This window comes from Shewanella mytili (genome assembly GCF_046765975.1).
Lineage (GTDB): Bacteria > Pseudomonadota > Gammaproteobacteria > Enterobacterales > Shewanellaceae > Shewanella > Shewanella mytili.
This window is the reverse complement of the sequence record NZ_JBKOUD010000001.1, coordinates 146,075-162,042: the sequence shown is the minus strand read 5'-3', so window position 1 is coordinate 162,042 and position 15,968 is coordinate 146,075. Positions and strand designations below refer to the sequence as shown.

Sequence of the window (15,968 nt, the reverse complement as noted above, 5' to 3'; positions counted from 1 at the left end):
TGATGTCACAAGCACAAACCAACGCCGGCCACGCCGATAAGGCCGATATATTCTGCCAGAACGAATCCCGGGTTGACTGGCATTCAAAAGCCCTGTGGCTGCTACGCCAAAAACGCGACAAAGCCGCTGCGGCAGTACCTGAATGGGAAGAGTTAAGAACCCTGGGTTCCGAAATCAAGCTGCACACCCTGACCCATTTGCCCCATTACCTGGAACTGTTTGAGGCCAACTGTCAAAAGAACGGCATTGTTGTGCACTGGGCCAAAGACGGCCAGGAGCATAACCGCATCGTTCATGAAATCCTCAGCCAGCATCAGGTCAAAAAGCTGGTAAAATCCAAGTCAATGCTTACCGAGGAGTGCCACCTCAACCCCTATCTTGAGAGCAAAGGCATTGAAGTGGTCGATACCGACCTGGGGGAACGCATTATCCAGCTCAACAAGCAGCCACCATCACATATCGTGGTGCCTGCCATCCATCTGAAAAAAGAGGAAGTGGGCGAGCTGTTCCATGAAAAAATCGGTACCGACAAAGGTGCCAGCGACCCCACTTACCTGACCCGCGCCGCCCGCTCTCACCTGAGAGAGAAGTTTTTGGGTGCCGATGCGGCCATGACCGGCGTGAACATGGCCATTGCCGAAGAGGGTGCCATTGTGGTGTGCACCAATGAAGGCAACGCCGACATGGGCTGTAACCTGCCAAAACTGACCTTGCACTCCATGGGGATTGATAAGCTTATCCCCAACAAGGACGCTGCCGCAGTGTTGCTGCGCACCCTGGCCCGCAACGCCATTGGCCAGTTAATCACCACTTACAGCAGCTTTTACCATGGTCCAAAACCCGGTGGTGAAATGCATGTCATCATTGTGGACAACGGCCGCAGTGAGATGCTGCAAGACAAACTGTTGGCTGAAGGCCTTAAATGTATCCGCTGCGGCGGCTGCATGAACACCTGCCCGGTTTATCGCCGCAGTGGCGGTTACAGCTATAACTACTTCATTCCCGGCCCCATCGGCATTGCCGTGGGTTCCAAAGAGGACGACACCAATACCATCCCGTGGGCATGCACCCTGTGTGGCTCCTGCACTTACGTGTGCCCGACCAAAGTGCCGCTGCATAACATTATCGCCTATCAGCGCCGCCTGAAAGCGGAAGCCGGACAGCTCCCTTACGGCAAAGGCAGCTACATGCCAATGGTGGGCAAAATGATGTCCAGCCCGGGCATGCTTAATTGCACCATGAGCGTGGCCCGCTTCAGCCTGCGTTATCTGCCGGGCACCCTGCTTAAGCCGTTTGCCGGCGCCTGGGGTAAATACCGCGAACTGCCAAAAGCACCCGCCTCCAGTTTCGAGGCATGGTATAAGAAAAACAGGAGCAAATAACATGTCCAGTAAAGCCGAAATGTTGGCAGCACTAAAATCCGTTGCCTTGCCAGAACATCCCATGCCCAACATCAATATTGCACCGCGGCTGGATGATTTGATTGGTCAGTATGAGGCCGGCCTTAATGCCTGTGGCGGTACGTTTATTAAGGATAATGCGCTGGCCGCCCTGCAAACCCAGGTGGACAGTCTGGTTGCCGAAGGCAAGCAGGTGATCTCCCGGATTGATGCCATCAAGGGCAACCGGGAAGTGCCCAGCGACCCTCACGCCCTGAAAGACATCAACTATGCCGTACTGCCCGGCGAATTGGGCGTGGCGGAAAACGGTGCCATCTGGGTGACAGAAGCCTTGGCAGGTGTACGTATTGCCCCGTTCATCTGTGAAAACCTGATGCTGGTGATCAAGGCCGACGATCTGGTGGCCAACATGCACCAGGCATTGTCAAAAATCAGTCTGGATGACACGGGATTTGGGGTTTTCATTGCCGGGCCGTCAAAAACTGCGGATATTGAACAGGCACTGGTCATTGGTGCCCACGGTGCCTGCACCTTGAATGTATATCTCATCTGATTCAACAGCAGCGTAATGCCCTAGTCAACAATGATAGGGAACACAGTCAAAACGGCCCGCATCAGGGCCGTTTTTTTGTCATCATTACGCAGATGGAAAGGGAAAGGTTGTGCGCCAATACGGAAGGCACACCAATGCCGATAGCTGCGCTAGGGGCTACGCGGCAAAGTGGCGCTTGCCGATGATCAGAGTAAAGCCAGCGCCAATAACTGCAAGCAAGCACAAGAGGCGATGCCCGCCATGATGTCATCAGCCATCACGCCGAAACCGCCTTGCACATTGGCATCCACCCAACGAATGGGCCAGGGTTTGATGATGTCAAAGAATCGAAACAGCACAAAGCCCACAATGGGCCAATACCAGCCGCTGGGCGCTGCCAGCATGGTCAGCAGGTAGCCGGCCACTTCGTCCCACACAATCGCTTTGTGGTCGTGTACGCCCAAGTCCCGGCAGGTTCTGTCGCAGATAAAAATCCCGGCAAGGCACACCAGTAGCGTCACCACGCCATATGCAGGCAATGGCAACAGCGCCAGCAGCAAATATAACGGAATGGCGGCCAGCGTACCGAAAGTCCCCGGCGCCACGGCGGCCAGGCCACTGCCAAAGCCCAAAGCCAAAAAATGTATCGGGTTGCCCAAGCTCAGGCGGCTCAGGGTTTCATCTTTAGAAAAAAAACTCATTTGAAATGCTCAAATCCACTGTGCTCTGGCACAAAGGTCTCACCATGGTACTGAAATTTGCATTTGTTCTGTGCCTGGATCTGGCCTATCTGCGTAAAACGCACCCCGGCATGGCTCAAGGCGGTATCCAGTGCGCCCCGCTGCGCTTCCGGTACCGTGAACAGCAGCTCGTAATCCTCGCCGCCACGCAGGGCGTAATTTAAGGCGGTTTCCAGCGTTACGCTGTCGCTCATGGCCTGTGACAACGGTAATTTTTCCACATCAATCACCGCGCCTACGGTTGAGGCCTTGAGGATATGCTGAATATCAGACAGCAAACCGTCTGACAAATCGATGGCACTGGAAGCCAGCCCACGCAGCGCCTGTCCGGCAAGCACTCTGGGGGTGGGATGATAGTGGCGATTGACCAGAAAATCGTGATGCTCGCTGCGAACATCACGAATACCCTGCAAAATGTCCAGGCCCAGCGCCGAGTCACCCAAAGTGCCGGTGACATAAATCCAGTCGCCGGGTTTGGCACCGCTGCGGGTCAGCGCTTTGCCTTCGGTCACTTGCCCATGCACGGTAATGGTGATGGATTTGGGGCCACGGGTGGTGTCGCCGCCCACCAGGGAGATCATGTAGTAATCCGCCGCCTCAAACAAACCGGTGGCAAATCCCTGCAGCCATTGCTCATCTGCCGTTGGCATGGTCAGTGCCAGGGTCATCCACGCGGGCTCTGCGCCCATGGCGGCCAAATCGGACAAATTAACCGCCAGGGCTTTATAGCCCAGGATCTGGGGCGGCATCTCCGGCAAAAAATGGACATTTTCCACCAAGGTATCGGTGGAGATGGCCAGCACTTTGTTCTCAGCAGGCTTTACCAGCGCGCAATCATCGCCAATGCCCAGTTTCACGTCCTTGCGATGCTGGCTTTGGCCGGTAAAGTAATGTTCAATGAGTTGGAATTCTTTCATGGTTACTCTGGCCGCTCCGGGCCTCTCGTCCGCCAATGAAAAAACGGTATCCGAAGATACCGTTTAGCATGTTGCGCAGTTATTTACGGTTAACCAGCTTGTCCAGAATGCCGTTAACAAACTTGTGGCTGTCTTCTGCACCAAAGGTTTTGGCCAGTTCAATGGCCTCGTTTATCACCACTTTGAACGGGGTGTCCTTACGGTAAGTCAGCTCGAAGGTTGCCAGGCGCAGGATGGCCTTTTCGATGGGATCCACTTCATCCAGTGGCCGCTGCTCCAGATAAGGGGCAACGAGTTGGTCCAGTTCGGCCTGTTTGCCGGCGCTGCCTAAAAACAGCTCCCGAAAATAAGGCACATCCACACCATCCAGATTCTGCTCAGTCAGAAACTCATGTTCAACTTCAGCAATGTTGTTCCCGCTCAACTGCCATGAGTACATGGCCTGTACCGCTAAACGGCGGGCTTTGCGGCGCTCAGAAGGTTTCATGATGTTTCCCGTTACAGATGTTGTTCAAGCTGTTGCAGCACGTTAACCATTTCCAGCAGACTCAGCGCTGCTTCGCCGCCTTTGTTACCCACTTTCACACCGGCACGGTCGATGGCCTGCTCGATGGTATCGGTGGTCAATACGCCAAACGATACCGGGATATCAAATTCCAGCGCCACGTGCGCCAGCCCTTTGTTACACTCGCCGGCAACAAAATCAAAATGGGGCGTACCGCCACGGATCACGGCACCAAGGGCAATAATGCCGTCAAACTTGCCGGAGGCAGCAACACGGCGAGCGGTTAACGGCAACTCATAGGCACCTGGCACCCGTATCACGGTGATGTTGTCTTCACTCACCTGGCCAAAGCGCTTGAGTGTATCCAGTGCGCCTTCCAGCAGACGGTCCACAATAAAACTGTTAAAGCGGGACACCACTATCGCCACTTTGGCATTTTTTGCTTCGATATTACCTTGAACCACGTTCATGTTGTTACCTAAGTTAAACTAAAGAGCACCCGATGAAGGGCAAAAATTGGCGCTATGATAGCATGCAATCCCGGCGGATGCCGCCGGGATTTAACAAAATGTGCCTTAATTCTGCTCGCTGTCATCCGCGATATATTCACTCACCTGCAAGCCGAATCCGCCCAGTGAATGGTAGCGTTTCGGGGAGCTGAGCAAGCGCATGCGTTTTACGCCCAGAGAGGCCAGGATTTGAGAGCCCACGCCCACGCGCTGGGAGGTTTTTTGTAGTCTCGGTTGTGGCAGTTGCTCGCCCTTGTCTTCGGCTTCAAAGGCTTTTACCTTGGCAATGATGTCACCCATGGGTTCCTGATTGCCCAGCAACAGCACCACGCCGCCTTCTCGGCCAATCACTTCCATGGCTTTATCCAGCGGCCAGCTACGGGCTTCATCCCGCTCTGAGTACAGCAGATCATGGAAAGTGTTTTGCAAATGCACCCGCACCAGCAGGTTGTCCTGGATGTCACCGCGCACCATGGCATAGTGCAGCTGGTTATCAATGGTGTCACGAAATGCGTGCAGTTCAAACTCGCCAAAACGGGTGGGCAGTTTGCATTTGCCTTCGAGGATCACCGTGGTTTCGGTGTTGTTGCGGTATTCAATCAAATCGGCAATGGTGCCCACCTTGATGCCGTGAGCCTGGGCAAAGGCTTCCAGTTGCGGACGCCGTGCCATGGTGCCGTCTTCATTGAGCACTTCCACGATCACCGCGGCGGGCTCCAGCCCTGCCAGACGGGCCAGATCGCAACCGGCTTCTGTATGGCCGGCACGCACCAGCACGCCACCATCTTGCGCCATCAGCGGGAAAATGTGTCCGGGCTGCACCACATCGGAAGGGGTGGCATGTTTGGCCACGGCTTTTTGTACCGTTACCGCCCGGTCATGGGCACTGATGCCGGTAGTCACCCCTTCTGCCGCTTCAATGGATACGGTGAAATTGGTGGAAAACGGCGCGCTGTTATCCCGCACCATCAGTGGCAACTGCAACTGCTGGCAACGGGCTTTGGTCAAGGTCAGACAGATAAGGCCACGGCCATAACGCGCCATAAAGTTAATCGCTTCCGGCGTGATTTTTTCGGCGGCGATAATAATGTCACCTTCGTTTTCCCGGTCTTCATCATCCATCAGGATGACCATTTTGCCCTGACGGAAATCTTCAACGATCTCTTCAATACTATGTAACGCCATGATACGACCCCATGTACAACATTCAGCTCTGCGCGTTGTTGCCTGAACAGCAAACACCCACGCAGCGATTAAGTGTGATGAATTTTAACCTGTTATCGCTCAGGCTTCAGTACCTGAGCGGAAAAATACGTGCTGTCAGCGGATAAAACCGGCCCGGGCCAGTTGCTCAAAAGACACGCCGGCTGACGGTTTGTCAACGGCGTCCTGTTGCATCAGCCGTTCCAGGTAACGGGCTATCTGATCCACTTCCAGATTCACCCAGTCGCCTGCTTTCAGCAACGGCAGGGTGGTTTCACTGGAGGTATGCGGCACGATGGTTAACCGAAAACGTGCCCCCTCCACCTGGTTTACCGTAAGGCTTACGCCGTCGATGGCAATGGAGCCCTTGTGGGCAATGTAACGGGCCAATGACTGGGGGGCTTCCAGCCAGTATTCGGTAGCTTGGCCCCGGGCGCTGACTTCCAGCACCTTGGCCTGTCCGTCCACATGGCCGCTCACCATGTGCCCTCCCAACCGGGTGGAAGGCGTTACCGCCTTTTCCAGATTCACCGCCTGCCCCACTTGATAACGGTCAAAGCCGGTCAGCGATACGGTTTCAGCGGAGATATCCGCCACATAACCATCGCTTAAACGCTCCACAACGGTCAGGCACACGCCGTTGGTGGCAATACTGTCGCCCAATTGGACATCATCAAGGCGCAGCTTGCCGCTGTCCACGGTGAGGCGAATATCATCGCCCCGGCGTTCAATACGGCGCAAATGCCCCACGGCTTCAATGATCCCGGTAAACATGATTAATCCCCTATTTTCAACGTCAGGCGATTATCGGCACCGACTTTTCGTTGTTCCAGTAATTGCAAAGACGGAATTTGCGACAACTGCTCATATAACGGCAACTGCAGCAGATTGCGGCCGCTGGCCCCTAGAATTTTTGGCGCTTGGTATAAAACGAGTTCATCCGCCAGCATGCTACCCACAAATGCGCCGCACAAGGTGGCGCCGGCTTCCACCAGCACGTTATTGCACTGCTGCCCCAGATGTTGCAGCAAGGCGGCCAGGTCCACCCGGCCATCGGCGCCGGGCAACTGCACACACGTCACCTGTGCAGGCAATCCCTGCATGAATGCCGCGCTGTATGGCTGGCAACTGACCAGCAACACCGGCCCCGGCAGCTGTAACAACCTGGCGGTCAGCGGCAGGCGGCAACGGCTGTCCAGCACTACCCGCATCGGCTGAATCAACGCCTCTTCGCTCAGTTGCTGCTGCAAATAGCCCAGCTCCGAATAACGCACATTCATGGACGGGTCATCCGCCAACACGGTATCAATACCGGTGATCACCGCGCAGCTCAATGCCCGCAGCCGCTGCACATCACGCCGGGCGGCGGCGCCGGTAATCCATTTGGATTCGCCATTGGCTAGGGCGGTCTTGCCGTCAAGGCTGGCTGCCAGTTTTACCGTGACATAAGGCCGCTGGCGCTCCATGCGGGACAAAAATCCGGGATTCAGTTGCCGGGCCTCGGCCGCCAGCAATCCGCAGCTCACCTCAATGCCGGCAGCCTGCAACATGGCAATGCCACGGCCAGCCACCTGGGGGTTGGGATCGGTCATGGCAATCACGACCCGTCGCAGCCCCTTTTCAATCAAACCGGCGGCGCACGGTGGCGTACGGCCATAATGGCTGCAGGGCTCCAGCGTGACATAAGCGGTGGCGCCACGGGCTTTATCGCCGGCCATGCGCCAGGCGTGCACTTCGGCATGGGGGCCGCCGGCGCGCTGATGCCAGCCTTCGCCGACAATGGTGCCTTGGTTGTCAACAATGACGCAGCCCACATTGGGGTTGGGACGGGTGGTGTAGCGGCCGCGACGCGCCAGCATAACGGCCCGGCTCATCATGGCGATATCGGTGGTTGACCACATATTATTTCTTCTGCAAATTAGCGATGGCTTCGCCAAACTCAGAGACATCTTCAAACGCACGGTACACGGAAGCAAAACGGATATAGGCCACTTTATCCAGCTCGATGAGTTGGTCCATCATCAGGTTGCCAATCATCTCGGAGGTGACTTCCCGCTCGCCGGTTGCCCGCAGCGCTGACTTGATTTTGTTGATTGCTTCTTCGATTTTATCAATGGATACCGGGCGTTTTTCCGCGGCCCGCAACATGCCGCCACGCAGTTTGTCTTCATCAAACGGCTGACGGGAGCCATCCCGCTTGATCACCCGCGGCATTACCAGCTCGGCACTTTCAAAGGTGGTGAAACGTTCATGGCACAGGGTACATTCGCGCCGACGGCGCACCTGATGACCATCAGCCACCAGCCGGGAGTCAATCACTTTGGTATCGGTCGCACTGCAAAACGGACAATGCATCATGCCTCCTGCGCAAGTTAACGGCACCGTTCCATTGGGGAACAGAAACAAAAATGGCCGCTGAATGCAGCGGCCATGCCAGTTTAATCGATCTACCGGAAAAGGTTAACCGTAAACAGGGAAGCGAGCGCACAGTTCCAGCACTTTGGCTTTTACTGCGTTAATCACCCCATCATCATTGGCGTTATCCAGCACATCGCAAATCCAGCCGGTCAGCTGTTTGGCTTCGGCTTCTTTAAAACCGCGACGGGTGATGGCCGGAGTACCGATACGAATGCCAGAGGTCACAAACGGTGAACGGGGGTCGTTAGGTACGGAGTTTTTGTTCACGGTGATATTGGCGCGGCCAAGGGCGGCGTCGGCTTCTTTACCGGTCAGCTCGCGGCCGATGAGATCCACCAGCATCAGGTGGTTATCGGTACCGCCGGACACAATCTTGTAACCCCGTTCCAGGAACACGGACACCATCGCTTTGGCGTTGGTGACAACCTGCTGCTGATAAGCGGTGAATTCAGGTTCCAGCGCTTCTTTGAAGGCGACGGCCTTACCGGCAATCACGTGCATCAACGGGCCGCCCTGGCTACCAGGGAACACGGCGGAGTTGAGCTTTTTGTACAGGTCTTCGTCATCCGCTGCCGACAAAATCAAGCCGCCGCGAGGGCCCGCCAGGGTTTTGTGGGTAGTGGTGGTCACCACATGGGCATGAGGAATGGGGCTTGGGTACACACCGGCAGCAACCAGACCGGCCACGTGGGCCATGTCCACGAACAGGAATGCACCGACCTTGTCGGCGATTTCACGCAATTTGGCCCAGTCCACAATGCCGGAGTAAGCCGAGAAACCACCGATGATCATTTTCGGTTTATGGGTCAGGGCCAGGGTTTCCAGCTCGACGTAATCAATCTTGCCGTGATCATCCACACCGTAGGGGATGATGTTGAACAATTTACCGGAGAAGTTGACCGGTGAGCCGTGGGTCAGGTGGCCGCCGTGGGCCAGGTTCATCCCCAGTACGGTATCGCCGGGTTTGAGCAATGCCATGTAAACCGCGTAGTTGGCCTGAGAGCCTGAATGGGGCTGAACATTGGCATAAGTGGCACCAAACAGCTGCTTGGCACGGTCAATGGCCAGGTTTTCCACTACGTCCACGTACTCGCAGCCACCGTAATAGCGTTTGCCAGGATAACCTTCGGCATATTTGTTGGTGAGCTGGGAGCCCTGTGCCTGCATGACCCGGGGGCTGGTGTAGTTTTCGGAAGCGATCAGCTCAATGTGTTCTTCCTGGCGACGGTTTTCCTCTTCAATCGCCTGAAACAGCTCCGCATCATAGTCGGCGATGTTCATATTCTTCTTCAGCATTGGTTACTCCAGCTGGACAGTCTTATCGGTAGGGTTGCGCGTATTCTACGCTGCTCGGCATCACAATCCCAGCGTATAGAGTGATGAAAATCTCTCTATTGCATGATGACTGTGTTTCACTTTGCGAACAGCAAATGCTGGTTTTTACCTGCCAGACAACAGTTGGCTATACCCTAGCAGCAATAGCTGGGCCAGAAAAGCCCGGGGCGCAAATACCGCGGCCATCAATAAAGATCCCGATGGTAACGCCCCTGCTGCTGTAACGCCTGCAGTTGCGCCTTGCCCAGCAGCCGGGTCAGGGTTTGTGTAACCCCGGCCCCCACACCGTTAATGGCGCCACACACATAGATATGGGCGCCGCGACGGAGAAACTCCTGCAGCCGCGCCTGCCCGGCAACCAAATAGTCCTGAACATACGGGCCATGCTGCGGCGCCTGCGGCCCTGATGCCTCCCGCGACCAGGCAAAATCAAGATGAGTGATGATGCCGTCATCCACAAAGCGCTGCAATTCCCGACCATAGTAATTGTCCTGCTCGGCATGGCGCTCACCAAACAACAACCATAGGGGTTGCCTGGCCTGCTGCTGCGCCCTTTGCTGTAAAAAGCCCAAAAAAGGCGCAAGGCCGGTACCTGTGGCCAGCAAAATCAGCGGCACGTCAGTGGCAGGCAGATGAAAATCCTCATGGGGTTTTATTCGCACTTGCCAGTGGCTTCCCGCTTTCGCGGTTGCCAACAAGGTTGATGCGCGGCCACTGTTGCCATCGGCTTTTATCACCTGCCGCACCATCAGCGCCAAAGGGGATGCCATACTGGCAATGGAGTAACTGCGTGGCGCCAACGGCCGGGCCATATCCGCATATTGCTGGGCTGACACCCCGTTGGCAACGCCCTCTTCGCGATGCATCGGGGCGGTTTCAAGATAATGGGCCTGCGCCTGCCATAACGGCATTTCACCTTCATGGATGCATACCATGGCGTCGCCATCGAGCCCTAATGCCTGTAGATATTGCCGGCTTTGCCACTCATCCCAGCAAGGCAACACTTCAAGGATATCCCCCGGCTGCCAGGCGCCACTCACATCCAGCAGCAGATGATGGATTTCCCGTCCGCTGCCCGGATTGAGGCTAGTGCGTTGCAACAAGGTGGCTTGCTGCCAAGCTGACGTGGCAGGCACCGTTGGCGCCACATGCTGCGGCATTAATTTTCTGGCCAGTGACTGCTGCCACTGCGACAACGTATGCTCTGCCCCCCGGTCCACCTCCTGCAGGGGCAACAAGGTAGTCGCACCCAGCTGCGTAAACCGCTGAGCCAGCCAATGACCAAACGCGCAAAACTGCTGATATTGCCGGTCGCCAAATGCCAGCACTGCCACATTGACTTGATGGTATGACACCGCCGCAGTGGCCAGCCGCTGCTGAAATGCCAGCGCCGAATCCGGCGCATCCCCTTCGCCATAGGTGGCCGCCAATAACAGTACCTGTCGGTAAGCGGCAAAATCCTCCGGTTGTATTTGGGTCATAGCCCGCAAATGGGCCTGGGTACCGCAGGATTGCAACCATTGCTGCAACTGCTGCCCGTGGGCGGCGGCCGTACCGCTTTGGCTGGCATAGGCAATCAGGGTATCAGCATTGCCTGATGCCTGCTCCCGAGGCCTGGCACGGCGACTGAAAAACAGCCATAAGCCGGTAACGGCAAAGGATGCAAACGCCAGCCCTGATAACGCCCACAGCCACCGGCCGCCTGCGCCGAAATAACTGCCCGTATGCAACGCATACATGTTGGCCAGCAGGTAATCGCCCCCCTGCAGCTCATGGTAGCGCCGCTGCTGCAACAGGTTACCGGCTGCATCGAATGTCAGGGTGGAGAACGCATGGGAATGGGGCGCATCCGGCGCTAGATAACTAACCCGCACCACGCCGTTCTCTCCCCTTGGCAAAAACCAGCGGGCATAGCGCCCGTCCGCTTTCACCGCCAGAAAATTACGCCAAAGGGCCTCATCATCAGCAACCGGTGCCTGTTTTGGCGTTACCAGTGCCGCTTGGGGGGAAGCCAGCAACTGCTTGAGGCCGTCACGATACCAGTTAAAGGCATACCAGGGGCCGGTAAGCACCATGATGGCAATCGGGATGAACAACCAGGTGCCCAGCACGGCATGAAACTGCCACAATGCCAACCGCCCCCGGCTGCCGCGCTTCCACCATAACCAGTCCTTGATGCTGGCAAGTTTGTCTGGCGCCCGCCGCAAAAGACCGGTTATCAGCAAAAAAAACGCCATGATTGTAGCGCTGCCGGTAATGACACTTCCCACCGAATTGGGCAACAGCAGCCAGCGGTGCAATGCCATCACATCGGCGAAAAATTCGCTGATACCAGGCCGCGGCCCCAATAATTCCCCCGTGTAGGGATTAAACAGCTGCCATTGCCGCTGTTTGGTTTGCCGGTCCTGATACAACGCCCGGCCAGGTTGATTAAGCTCAGGCTCCAAATAGATACGCTGCAAGGCTTTGCCGGGCATGGCCAGTTTGTGATTCAGTTCCGGCATGGGCAGCAATGGCCCACTTACGGCAACCTCGGGTGTGGGCCAAAGCGCAACAATGTCCTTTTCCAGCGCCAGCAGGGCACCACTCGCCCCCACGATTAACAACACTATCGCACTGCAAAGCCCCAGCCACTGATGAAGACGAAAACTTATCCGCTGCCGTAAATGTCCAGACATAATCTATATGAGTATGATAATGATTTTCATTAGTGTGTATCATACTGATAAATACCCGGCTGACAACCCCCGATGACGGATATTACAAGGTCCGTTTTCAGAGAGGAAAAACAACAAAAAAAGAAGGGCTAGACAAAAGTGGGGATACTGCCAAGCTGCCGGCTCGGGGCCATCAAGCTGCCACCGCCGACAAAGCTCAAGCACATAACATTAAGCGCAGGAAATTAAACACATAGAATCAAGCCCCTGGAATAAGGGGCTACGGCTACCCGATGGGGAAAAAGCTTAGTGACGGAACTGCTGCACCAGTGCATCCTGGGCATGCACCAGCTGCTCAAGATGCTGGCTGGCGCTGACAAAACCGCTGATCCCCTGATAGTTTTCTTCGGTAATGGCGGCAATCTGTTGCAGGTTTTCCGAGATGTGCTCCGTGGTGCTTTGCTGCTCTACCGCGGCACTGGCAATCTGTTCGCTGTTATGACTCACGGTGACAATCAGTTGCCGGATATCCTCCATGCTGGCATCCGCTTGGGCGCTTTGCTGCAAGCCGGTTTCCATCTGTTGCTGGCACTGCTGCATTAATGCCACCGTGCTTTGGGCACCCACTTGTAACTGCTCGATAATGCTTTTAATGGTGTTGGCGGATTCTGCGGTTTGCTGTGCCAACGTGCGTACCTCACTGGCCACCACCGCAAAGCCGCGACCGTGCTCTCCTGCCCGGGCGGCTTCAATGGCCGCATTAAGTGCCAGTAAGTTGGTTTGGTCAGCCACGCCGCGAATCACATCCAGCACGCCGCCTATCTGCTGGGAGGAGCCGTCAACAGTCTGCAACGATGTTGCGGCCTGCTGTAACTGCTCAGCCAGCTTGTGGCTGCCGGCGATGGTGTCTCGCACTTGATCACGCCCTACGTTCACCGCTTTTTCCATGGTTAACACACTGTCCAGTGAGGCGGCGGCGGATTGTGCCACCTCCTGCACGGCGCTGCCCATTTGTGCCATGGCCGCCGTTACCTGCAAGGTTTGCTGTCGCTGCCGATCCAATGAGGCATGGGCGTTGTCTGCCTGATGGCGGTTTTCCCTGGCCACCTGGGTTAATTGTCCGGCGCCGTCATCCAGTTGGGTCAGCAACTGACGGATATGCGCCAACAGCTGATTGGTACTGTCTGCCAACAAGCCGAATTCGTTATGGCTCTGGTAAGCCACATTATGGGTAATGTCCCCTTCCACAGCGGCGCGTTGCACCGCCAGCAGCTCGGATAACGGGCGCTTAATGGAGCGGTAAATGTTCACCGCCACCAGCAGTGCCAACAGTAACGACACCCCCAACACCCCCAGCGACAGCCAGAAACCCACATCCAGGGATTGCTGCACTTTGGCGGCACCTTGGCCCACCCGGTCGTGGGCCACCTGATCCACCGTGCCCAAAACCGCTGTGGCATAATCAATACTGCCGCCGGTTAAATCCGTCAGCGTGGACATTTCCGTGGCAGCCGCAATGCATGCCTGCTGGATTTGCAACATCCGGCTTAACAAATCACTGATGGCTGCGGCATCCGGGTTATCCGCAACCGCTTGTTTGGCCTGGGTGACAACGTCCGTTACCCGGGAAAGGTCAAAATCATCACGGGCTTCCAGCAACTGCAACATGGCGCTTTGCAATTGGGCAATGTCTACCCCTTGGGCGGCAGCGCTGACAGCCGCGTCACGCCACTGATGGCGCACATCATTGAGCTGCTCCTGCGCCTGCAATTGGGCCAGATGCTGCTGGCCCAGCGCTTTACCCTGGGCAAAATAGTCTTCATCGAGGGTTTCCAGCGGCGAGATGAGGGACAGCAACTCTTCATTATCGGCAGCAAGCTGTTGCAACTGTGACAGCGCCTCGGCAAATGTTTGCTGCAACTCGCCGAAATTATTCACGGTGGTAATGGTTTGGTGTGGGTCTTTAAGGCCGGGAACCGTTTTTAACTGGCGATCGGCATTCAACAATACCTGCGCCAGCGCATTGGCCTTAAGCACCAAGGGGGTGGTTTTATCGGTCATGTCGGTGACCTGACGCCGCACCTGATCAGCGGCCAGCATGTTGGCCAGGCTGCCCACCAGCAAACACAACACCAGCAACAGCAACCCCAACATCACTTTTTGCGTCAGGGACAATTTAAAACGCCCAAGCAACAGATGCAGGGGATTTGACAAAAATGACCACAACCTTGCCATAAACAGCAGCTCTCCCGGAACGGTAATACAGGCCAGAAATCGCCTACCTGGACAGGGGCCGATTTTAAGACAGTTTAATGACAGCCAGATGACAACCCGGCGTTGCAAAACCGTCCGCAGCGGACAAACAATCACCTGGTAACAGTTTGTGCGGTTTTCCTACACTGCTTTGTGTAACTTTACAGAATCCTTACACTTTTCCCATTTGTTCTTCATCCCATATCCATATACTAATCCCATGACCCATTGCCGAGTGCTCACCGCCCGGCCATCTGCAGGATAATGTTTTCCCCATGAAAAAGTCTTCCAAACGCAAGTTATGGCTTCTGCTCATTGTGCTGCTACTGGCGGCCGCGGCAATGGCCATGTTCTTTACGCTGCGACCAACCCCGGCGCCGACCTATGTTACCGAGCCGGTACAACGGGGCCATATTGAACACACGGTACTGGCCAATGGCATGCTACAGGCCTACAAACTGGTGAGTGTGGGCGCGCAGGTGTCCGGCCAGATCCAAACCCTGCCGGTCACCCTGGGGCAACAGATAAAACAGGGCCAGCTCATTGCCCAGATTGACAGTTTGAGCCAACAGAACAACCTCAAAGAGGCACAGGCATCCCTCAACAGCATCAATGCCCAGTATGCCGCCAAACAGGCGCAAATCCGCCAGGCGCAGCTGGAGTATGACCGCCAAAAAGCCCTGCTGGCCGACAATGCCAGCTCCCGGGCAGAATATGAAGCGGCCGAAGCCACGCTGACGGTTTACCAAGCGGAGCTCAAACAGTTGCAGGCACAAAGGCAGCAAACCGAAATCCAAGTCGACAGCGCCAAGGTCAACCTGGGGTATACCACCATCACCGCCCCCATGGACGGCACCGTGGTGTATACCGCCGTTGAGGTGGGGCAAACGGTGAACGCCAATCAAACCACCCCCACCATTGTGGAAATCGCCCAGCTGGACACCATGACCATCAAGGCGCAAATTTCAGAAGCCGATGTGGTCAATGTCATGCCGGGGCAAGCGGTGTATTTCACCATTTTGGGTAAACCCGATCACAAGTACCGCGCCACGTTGCGGGCCATTGAGCCTGGGCCCACTTCCATGGATGGCAACGACAAGGACATGACTGCCAGCGATGCCGATGCCATCTATTTCAACGGCCTGTTTGACGTAAAAAACCCCGATGGCATCTTGCGCATCGGCATGACCGCCCAGGTCTCCATTGTGTTAAACCAGGCAGAAAACGCGTTGCTGGTGCCGGCACAAGTGCTGCAACGCAAACCACTTGGCAAGGCAACGGGGGCGAAGCCCAACAGTGCAGGTAAGGCAAAGGCACGCTATCAGGTGCCGCTGCTGGTAAACGGCCAGGTGCAATACCGTGATGTACAGGTGGGCATCAACAATAAAATTAACGCCCAGATAACCGATGGCCTCAATGAGGGGGATGAGGTGATTATCGGCATGCCTTCATCCAACACCAACAGTCCAATGCGCCGCGGCCCCATGAGATTTTAAACC

At 55.9% G+C, this 15,968-nt stretch carries 14 protein-coding genes; 3 read left to right on the top strand and 11 right to left on the bottom strand.

Annotated features, from left to right (window positions below; all coding sequences use genetic code 11):
• Positions 1-2: 2 nt before the first annotated feature.
• Both ACIDEJ_RS00695 and ACIDEJ_RS00690 read left to right on the top strand, forming a co-directional pair.
• Positions 3-1,382 (top strand): lactate utilization protein B, encoded by a 1,380-nt coding sequence (locus ACIDEJ_RS00695; RefSeq protein WP_411986170.1) that lies wholly within the window; start codon positions 3-5, stop codon positions 1,380-1,382.
• A gap of 1 nt (position 1,383) precedes the next feature.
• On the top strand, positions 1,384-1,953 hold the full coding sequence (locus ACIDEJ_RS00690) for a LutC/YkgG family protein (protein WP_411986169.1): 570 nt from the start codon (positions 1,384-1,386) through the stop codon (positions 1,951-1,953).
• A gap of 185 nt (positions 1,954-2,138) precedes the next feature.
• Here ACIDEJ_RS00690 and ACIDEJ_RS00685 read toward each other — a convergent pair whose 3' ends face one another.
• The 11 genes from ACIDEJ_RS00685 to ACIDEJ_RS00635 all read right to left on the bottom strand — a co-directional run bounded on the left by ACIDEJ_RS00685 (position 2,139) and on the right by ACIDEJ_RS00635 (position 14,451).
• Positions 2,139-2,633 carry a phosphatidylglycerophosphatase A family protein gene (locus ACIDEJ_RS00685; RefSeq protein ID WP_411986168.1) on the bottom strand — a complete coding sequence of 165 codons (495 nt, stop codon included), beginning with the start codon at positions 2,631-2,633 and terminating at the stop codon, positions 2,139-2,141.
• Positions 2,630-3,589, bottom strand: coding sequence for a thiamine-phosphate kinase (thiL, locus tag ACIDEJ_RS00680; protein WP_411986167.1), 960 nt, complete (start codon positions 3,587-3,589; stop codon positions 2,630-2,632). Before thiL ends, ACIDEJ_RS00685 begins: the two co-directional genes overlap by 4 nt.
• A 79-nt stretch (positions 3,590-3,668) precedes the next feature.
• On the bottom strand, positions 3,669-4,076 hold the full coding sequence (gene nusB / locus ACIDEJ_RS00675; RefSeq protein WP_411986166.1) for a transcription antitermination factor NusB: 408 nt from the start codon (positions 4,074-4,076) through the stop codon (positions 3,669-3,671).
• A gap of 11 nt (positions 4,077-4,087) precedes the next feature.
• Positions 4,088-4,564: a 6,7-dimethyl-8-ribityllumazine synthase gene (gene ribH / locus ACIDEJ_RS00670; RefSeq protein WP_411986165.1), complete on the bottom strand. Its 477-nt coding sequence runs from the start codon at positions 4,562-4,564 to the stop codon at positions 4,088-4,090.
• Positions 4,565-4,669: 105 nt separating this feature from the next.
• A complete protein-coding gene (ribBA, locus tag ACIDEJ_RS00665) occupies positions 4,670-5,788 on the bottom strand; it encodes a bifunctional 3,4-dihydroxy-2-butanone-4-phosphate synthase/GTP cyclohydrolase II (protein WP_411986164.1) in 1,119 nt (372 codons plus the stop codon).
• A gap of 135 nt (positions 5,789-5,923) precedes the next feature.
• Positions 5,924-6,580 carry a riboflavin synthase gene (locus ACIDEJ_RS00660; protein WP_411986163.1) on the bottom strand — a complete coding sequence of 219 codons (657 nt, stop codon included), beginning with the start codon at positions 6,578-6,580 and terminating at the stop codon, positions 5,924-5,926.
• A gap of 2 nt (positions 6,581-6,582) precedes the next feature.
• Complete coding sequence (gene ribD / locus ACIDEJ_RS00655) at positions 6,583-7,707, bottom strand: bifunctional diaminohydroxyphosphoribosylaminopyrimidine deaminase/5-amino-6-(5-phosphoribosylamino)uracil reductase RibD (RefSeq protein WP_411986162.1); 1,125 nt, start codon at positions 7,705-7,707, stop codon at positions 6,583-6,585.
• Between the two features lies 1 nt (position 7,708).
• A complete protein-coding gene (nrdR, locus tag ACIDEJ_RS00650) occupies positions 7,709-8,161 on the bottom strand; it encodes a transcriptional regulator NrdR (RefSeq protein ID WP_411986161.1) in 453 nt (150 codons plus the stop codon).
• 105 nt (positions 8,162-8,266) lie between these two features.
• Positions 8,267-9,520 carry a serine hydroxymethyltransferase gene (gene glyA, locus ACIDEJ_RS00645; RefSeq protein WP_411986160.1) on the bottom strand — a complete coding sequence of 418 codons (1,254 nt, stop codon included), beginning with the start codon at positions 9,518-9,520 and terminating at the stop codon, positions 8,267-8,269.
• Between the two features lie 224 nt (positions 9,521-9,744).
• On the bottom strand, positions 9,745-12,237 hold the full coding sequence (locus tag ACIDEJ_RS00640) for a PepSY domain-containing protein (protein WP_411986159.1): 2,493 nt from the start codon (positions 12,235-12,237) through the stop codon (positions 9,745-9,747).
• A 285-nt stretch (positions 12,238-12,522) separates the two neighbouring features.
• On the bottom strand, positions 12,523-14,451 hold the full coding sequence (locus tag ACIDEJ_RS00635) for a methyl-accepting chemotaxis protein (protein WP_411986158.1): 1,929 nt from the start codon (positions 14,449-14,451) through the stop codon (positions 12,523-12,525).
• 293 nt (positions 14,452-14,744) lie between these two features.
• Here ACIDEJ_RS00635 and ACIDEJ_RS00630 point away from each other — a divergent pair, with 293 nt between their 5' ends.
• Complete coding sequence (locus ACIDEJ_RS00630; protein ID WP_411986157.1) at positions 14,745-15,965, top strand: efflux RND transporter periplasmic adaptor subunit; 1,221 nt, start codon at positions 14,745-14,747, stop codon at positions 15,963-15,965.
• Positions 15,966-15,968 lie beyond the last annotated feature (3 nt).

Coding starts and splice junctions, on each gene's coding strand:
- ACIDEJ_RS00660 (WP_411986163.1), bottom strand. CDS start 6,580: ATGTTTACCGGGATCATTGAAGCCGTGGGGCATTTGCGCCGTATTGAA.
- thiL (WP_411986167.1), bottom strand. CDS start 3,589: ATGAAAGAATTCCAACTCATTGAACATTACTTTACCGGCCAAAGCCAG.
- nusB (WP_411986166.1), bottom strand. CDS start 4,076: ATGAAACCTTCTGAGCGCCGCAAAGCCCGCCGTTTAGCGGTACAGGCC.
- ribD (WP_411986162.1), bottom strand. CDS start 7,707: ATGTGGTCAACCACCGATATCGCCATGATGAGCCGGGCCGTTATGCTG.
- ACIDEJ_RS00690 (WP_411986169.1), top strand. CDS start 1,384: ATGTCCAGTAAAGCCGAAATGTTGGCAGCACTAAAATCCGTTGCCTTG.
- ACIDEJ_RS00695 (WP_411986170.1), top strand. CDS start 3: ATGTCACAAGCACAAACCAACGCCGGCCACGCCGATAAGGCCGATATA.
- ACIDEJ_RS00630 (WP_411986157.1), top strand. CDS start 14,745: ATGAAAAAGTCTTCCAAACGCAAGTTATGGCTTCTGCTCATTGTGCTG.
- glyA (WP_411986160.1), bottom strand. CDS start 9,520: ATGCTGAAGAAGAATATGAACATCGCCGACTATGATGCGGAGCTGTTT.
- ribBA (WP_411986164.1), bottom strand. CDS start 5,788: ATGGCGTTACATAGTATTGAAGAGATCGTTGAAGATTTCCGTCAGGGC.
- nrdR (WP_411986161.1), bottom strand. CDS start 8,161: ATGCATTGTCCGTTTTGCAGTGCGACCGATACCAAAGTGATTGACTCC.
- ribH (WP_411986165.1), bottom strand. CDS start 4,564: ATGAACGTGGTTCAAGGTAATATCGAAGCAAAAAATGCCAAAGTGGCG.
- ACIDEJ_RS00640 (WP_411986159.1), bottom strand. CDS start 12,237: ATGTCTGGACATTTACGGCAGCGGATAAGTTTTCGTCTTCATCAGTGG.
- ACIDEJ_RS00635 (WP_411986158.1), bottom strand. CDS start 14,451: ATGGCAAGGTTGTGGTCATTTTTGTCAAATCCCCTGCATCTGTTGCTT.
- ACIDEJ_RS00685 (WP_411986168.1), bottom strand. CDS start 2,633: ATGAGTTTTTTTTCTAAAGATGAAACCCTGAGCCGCCTGAGCTTGGGC.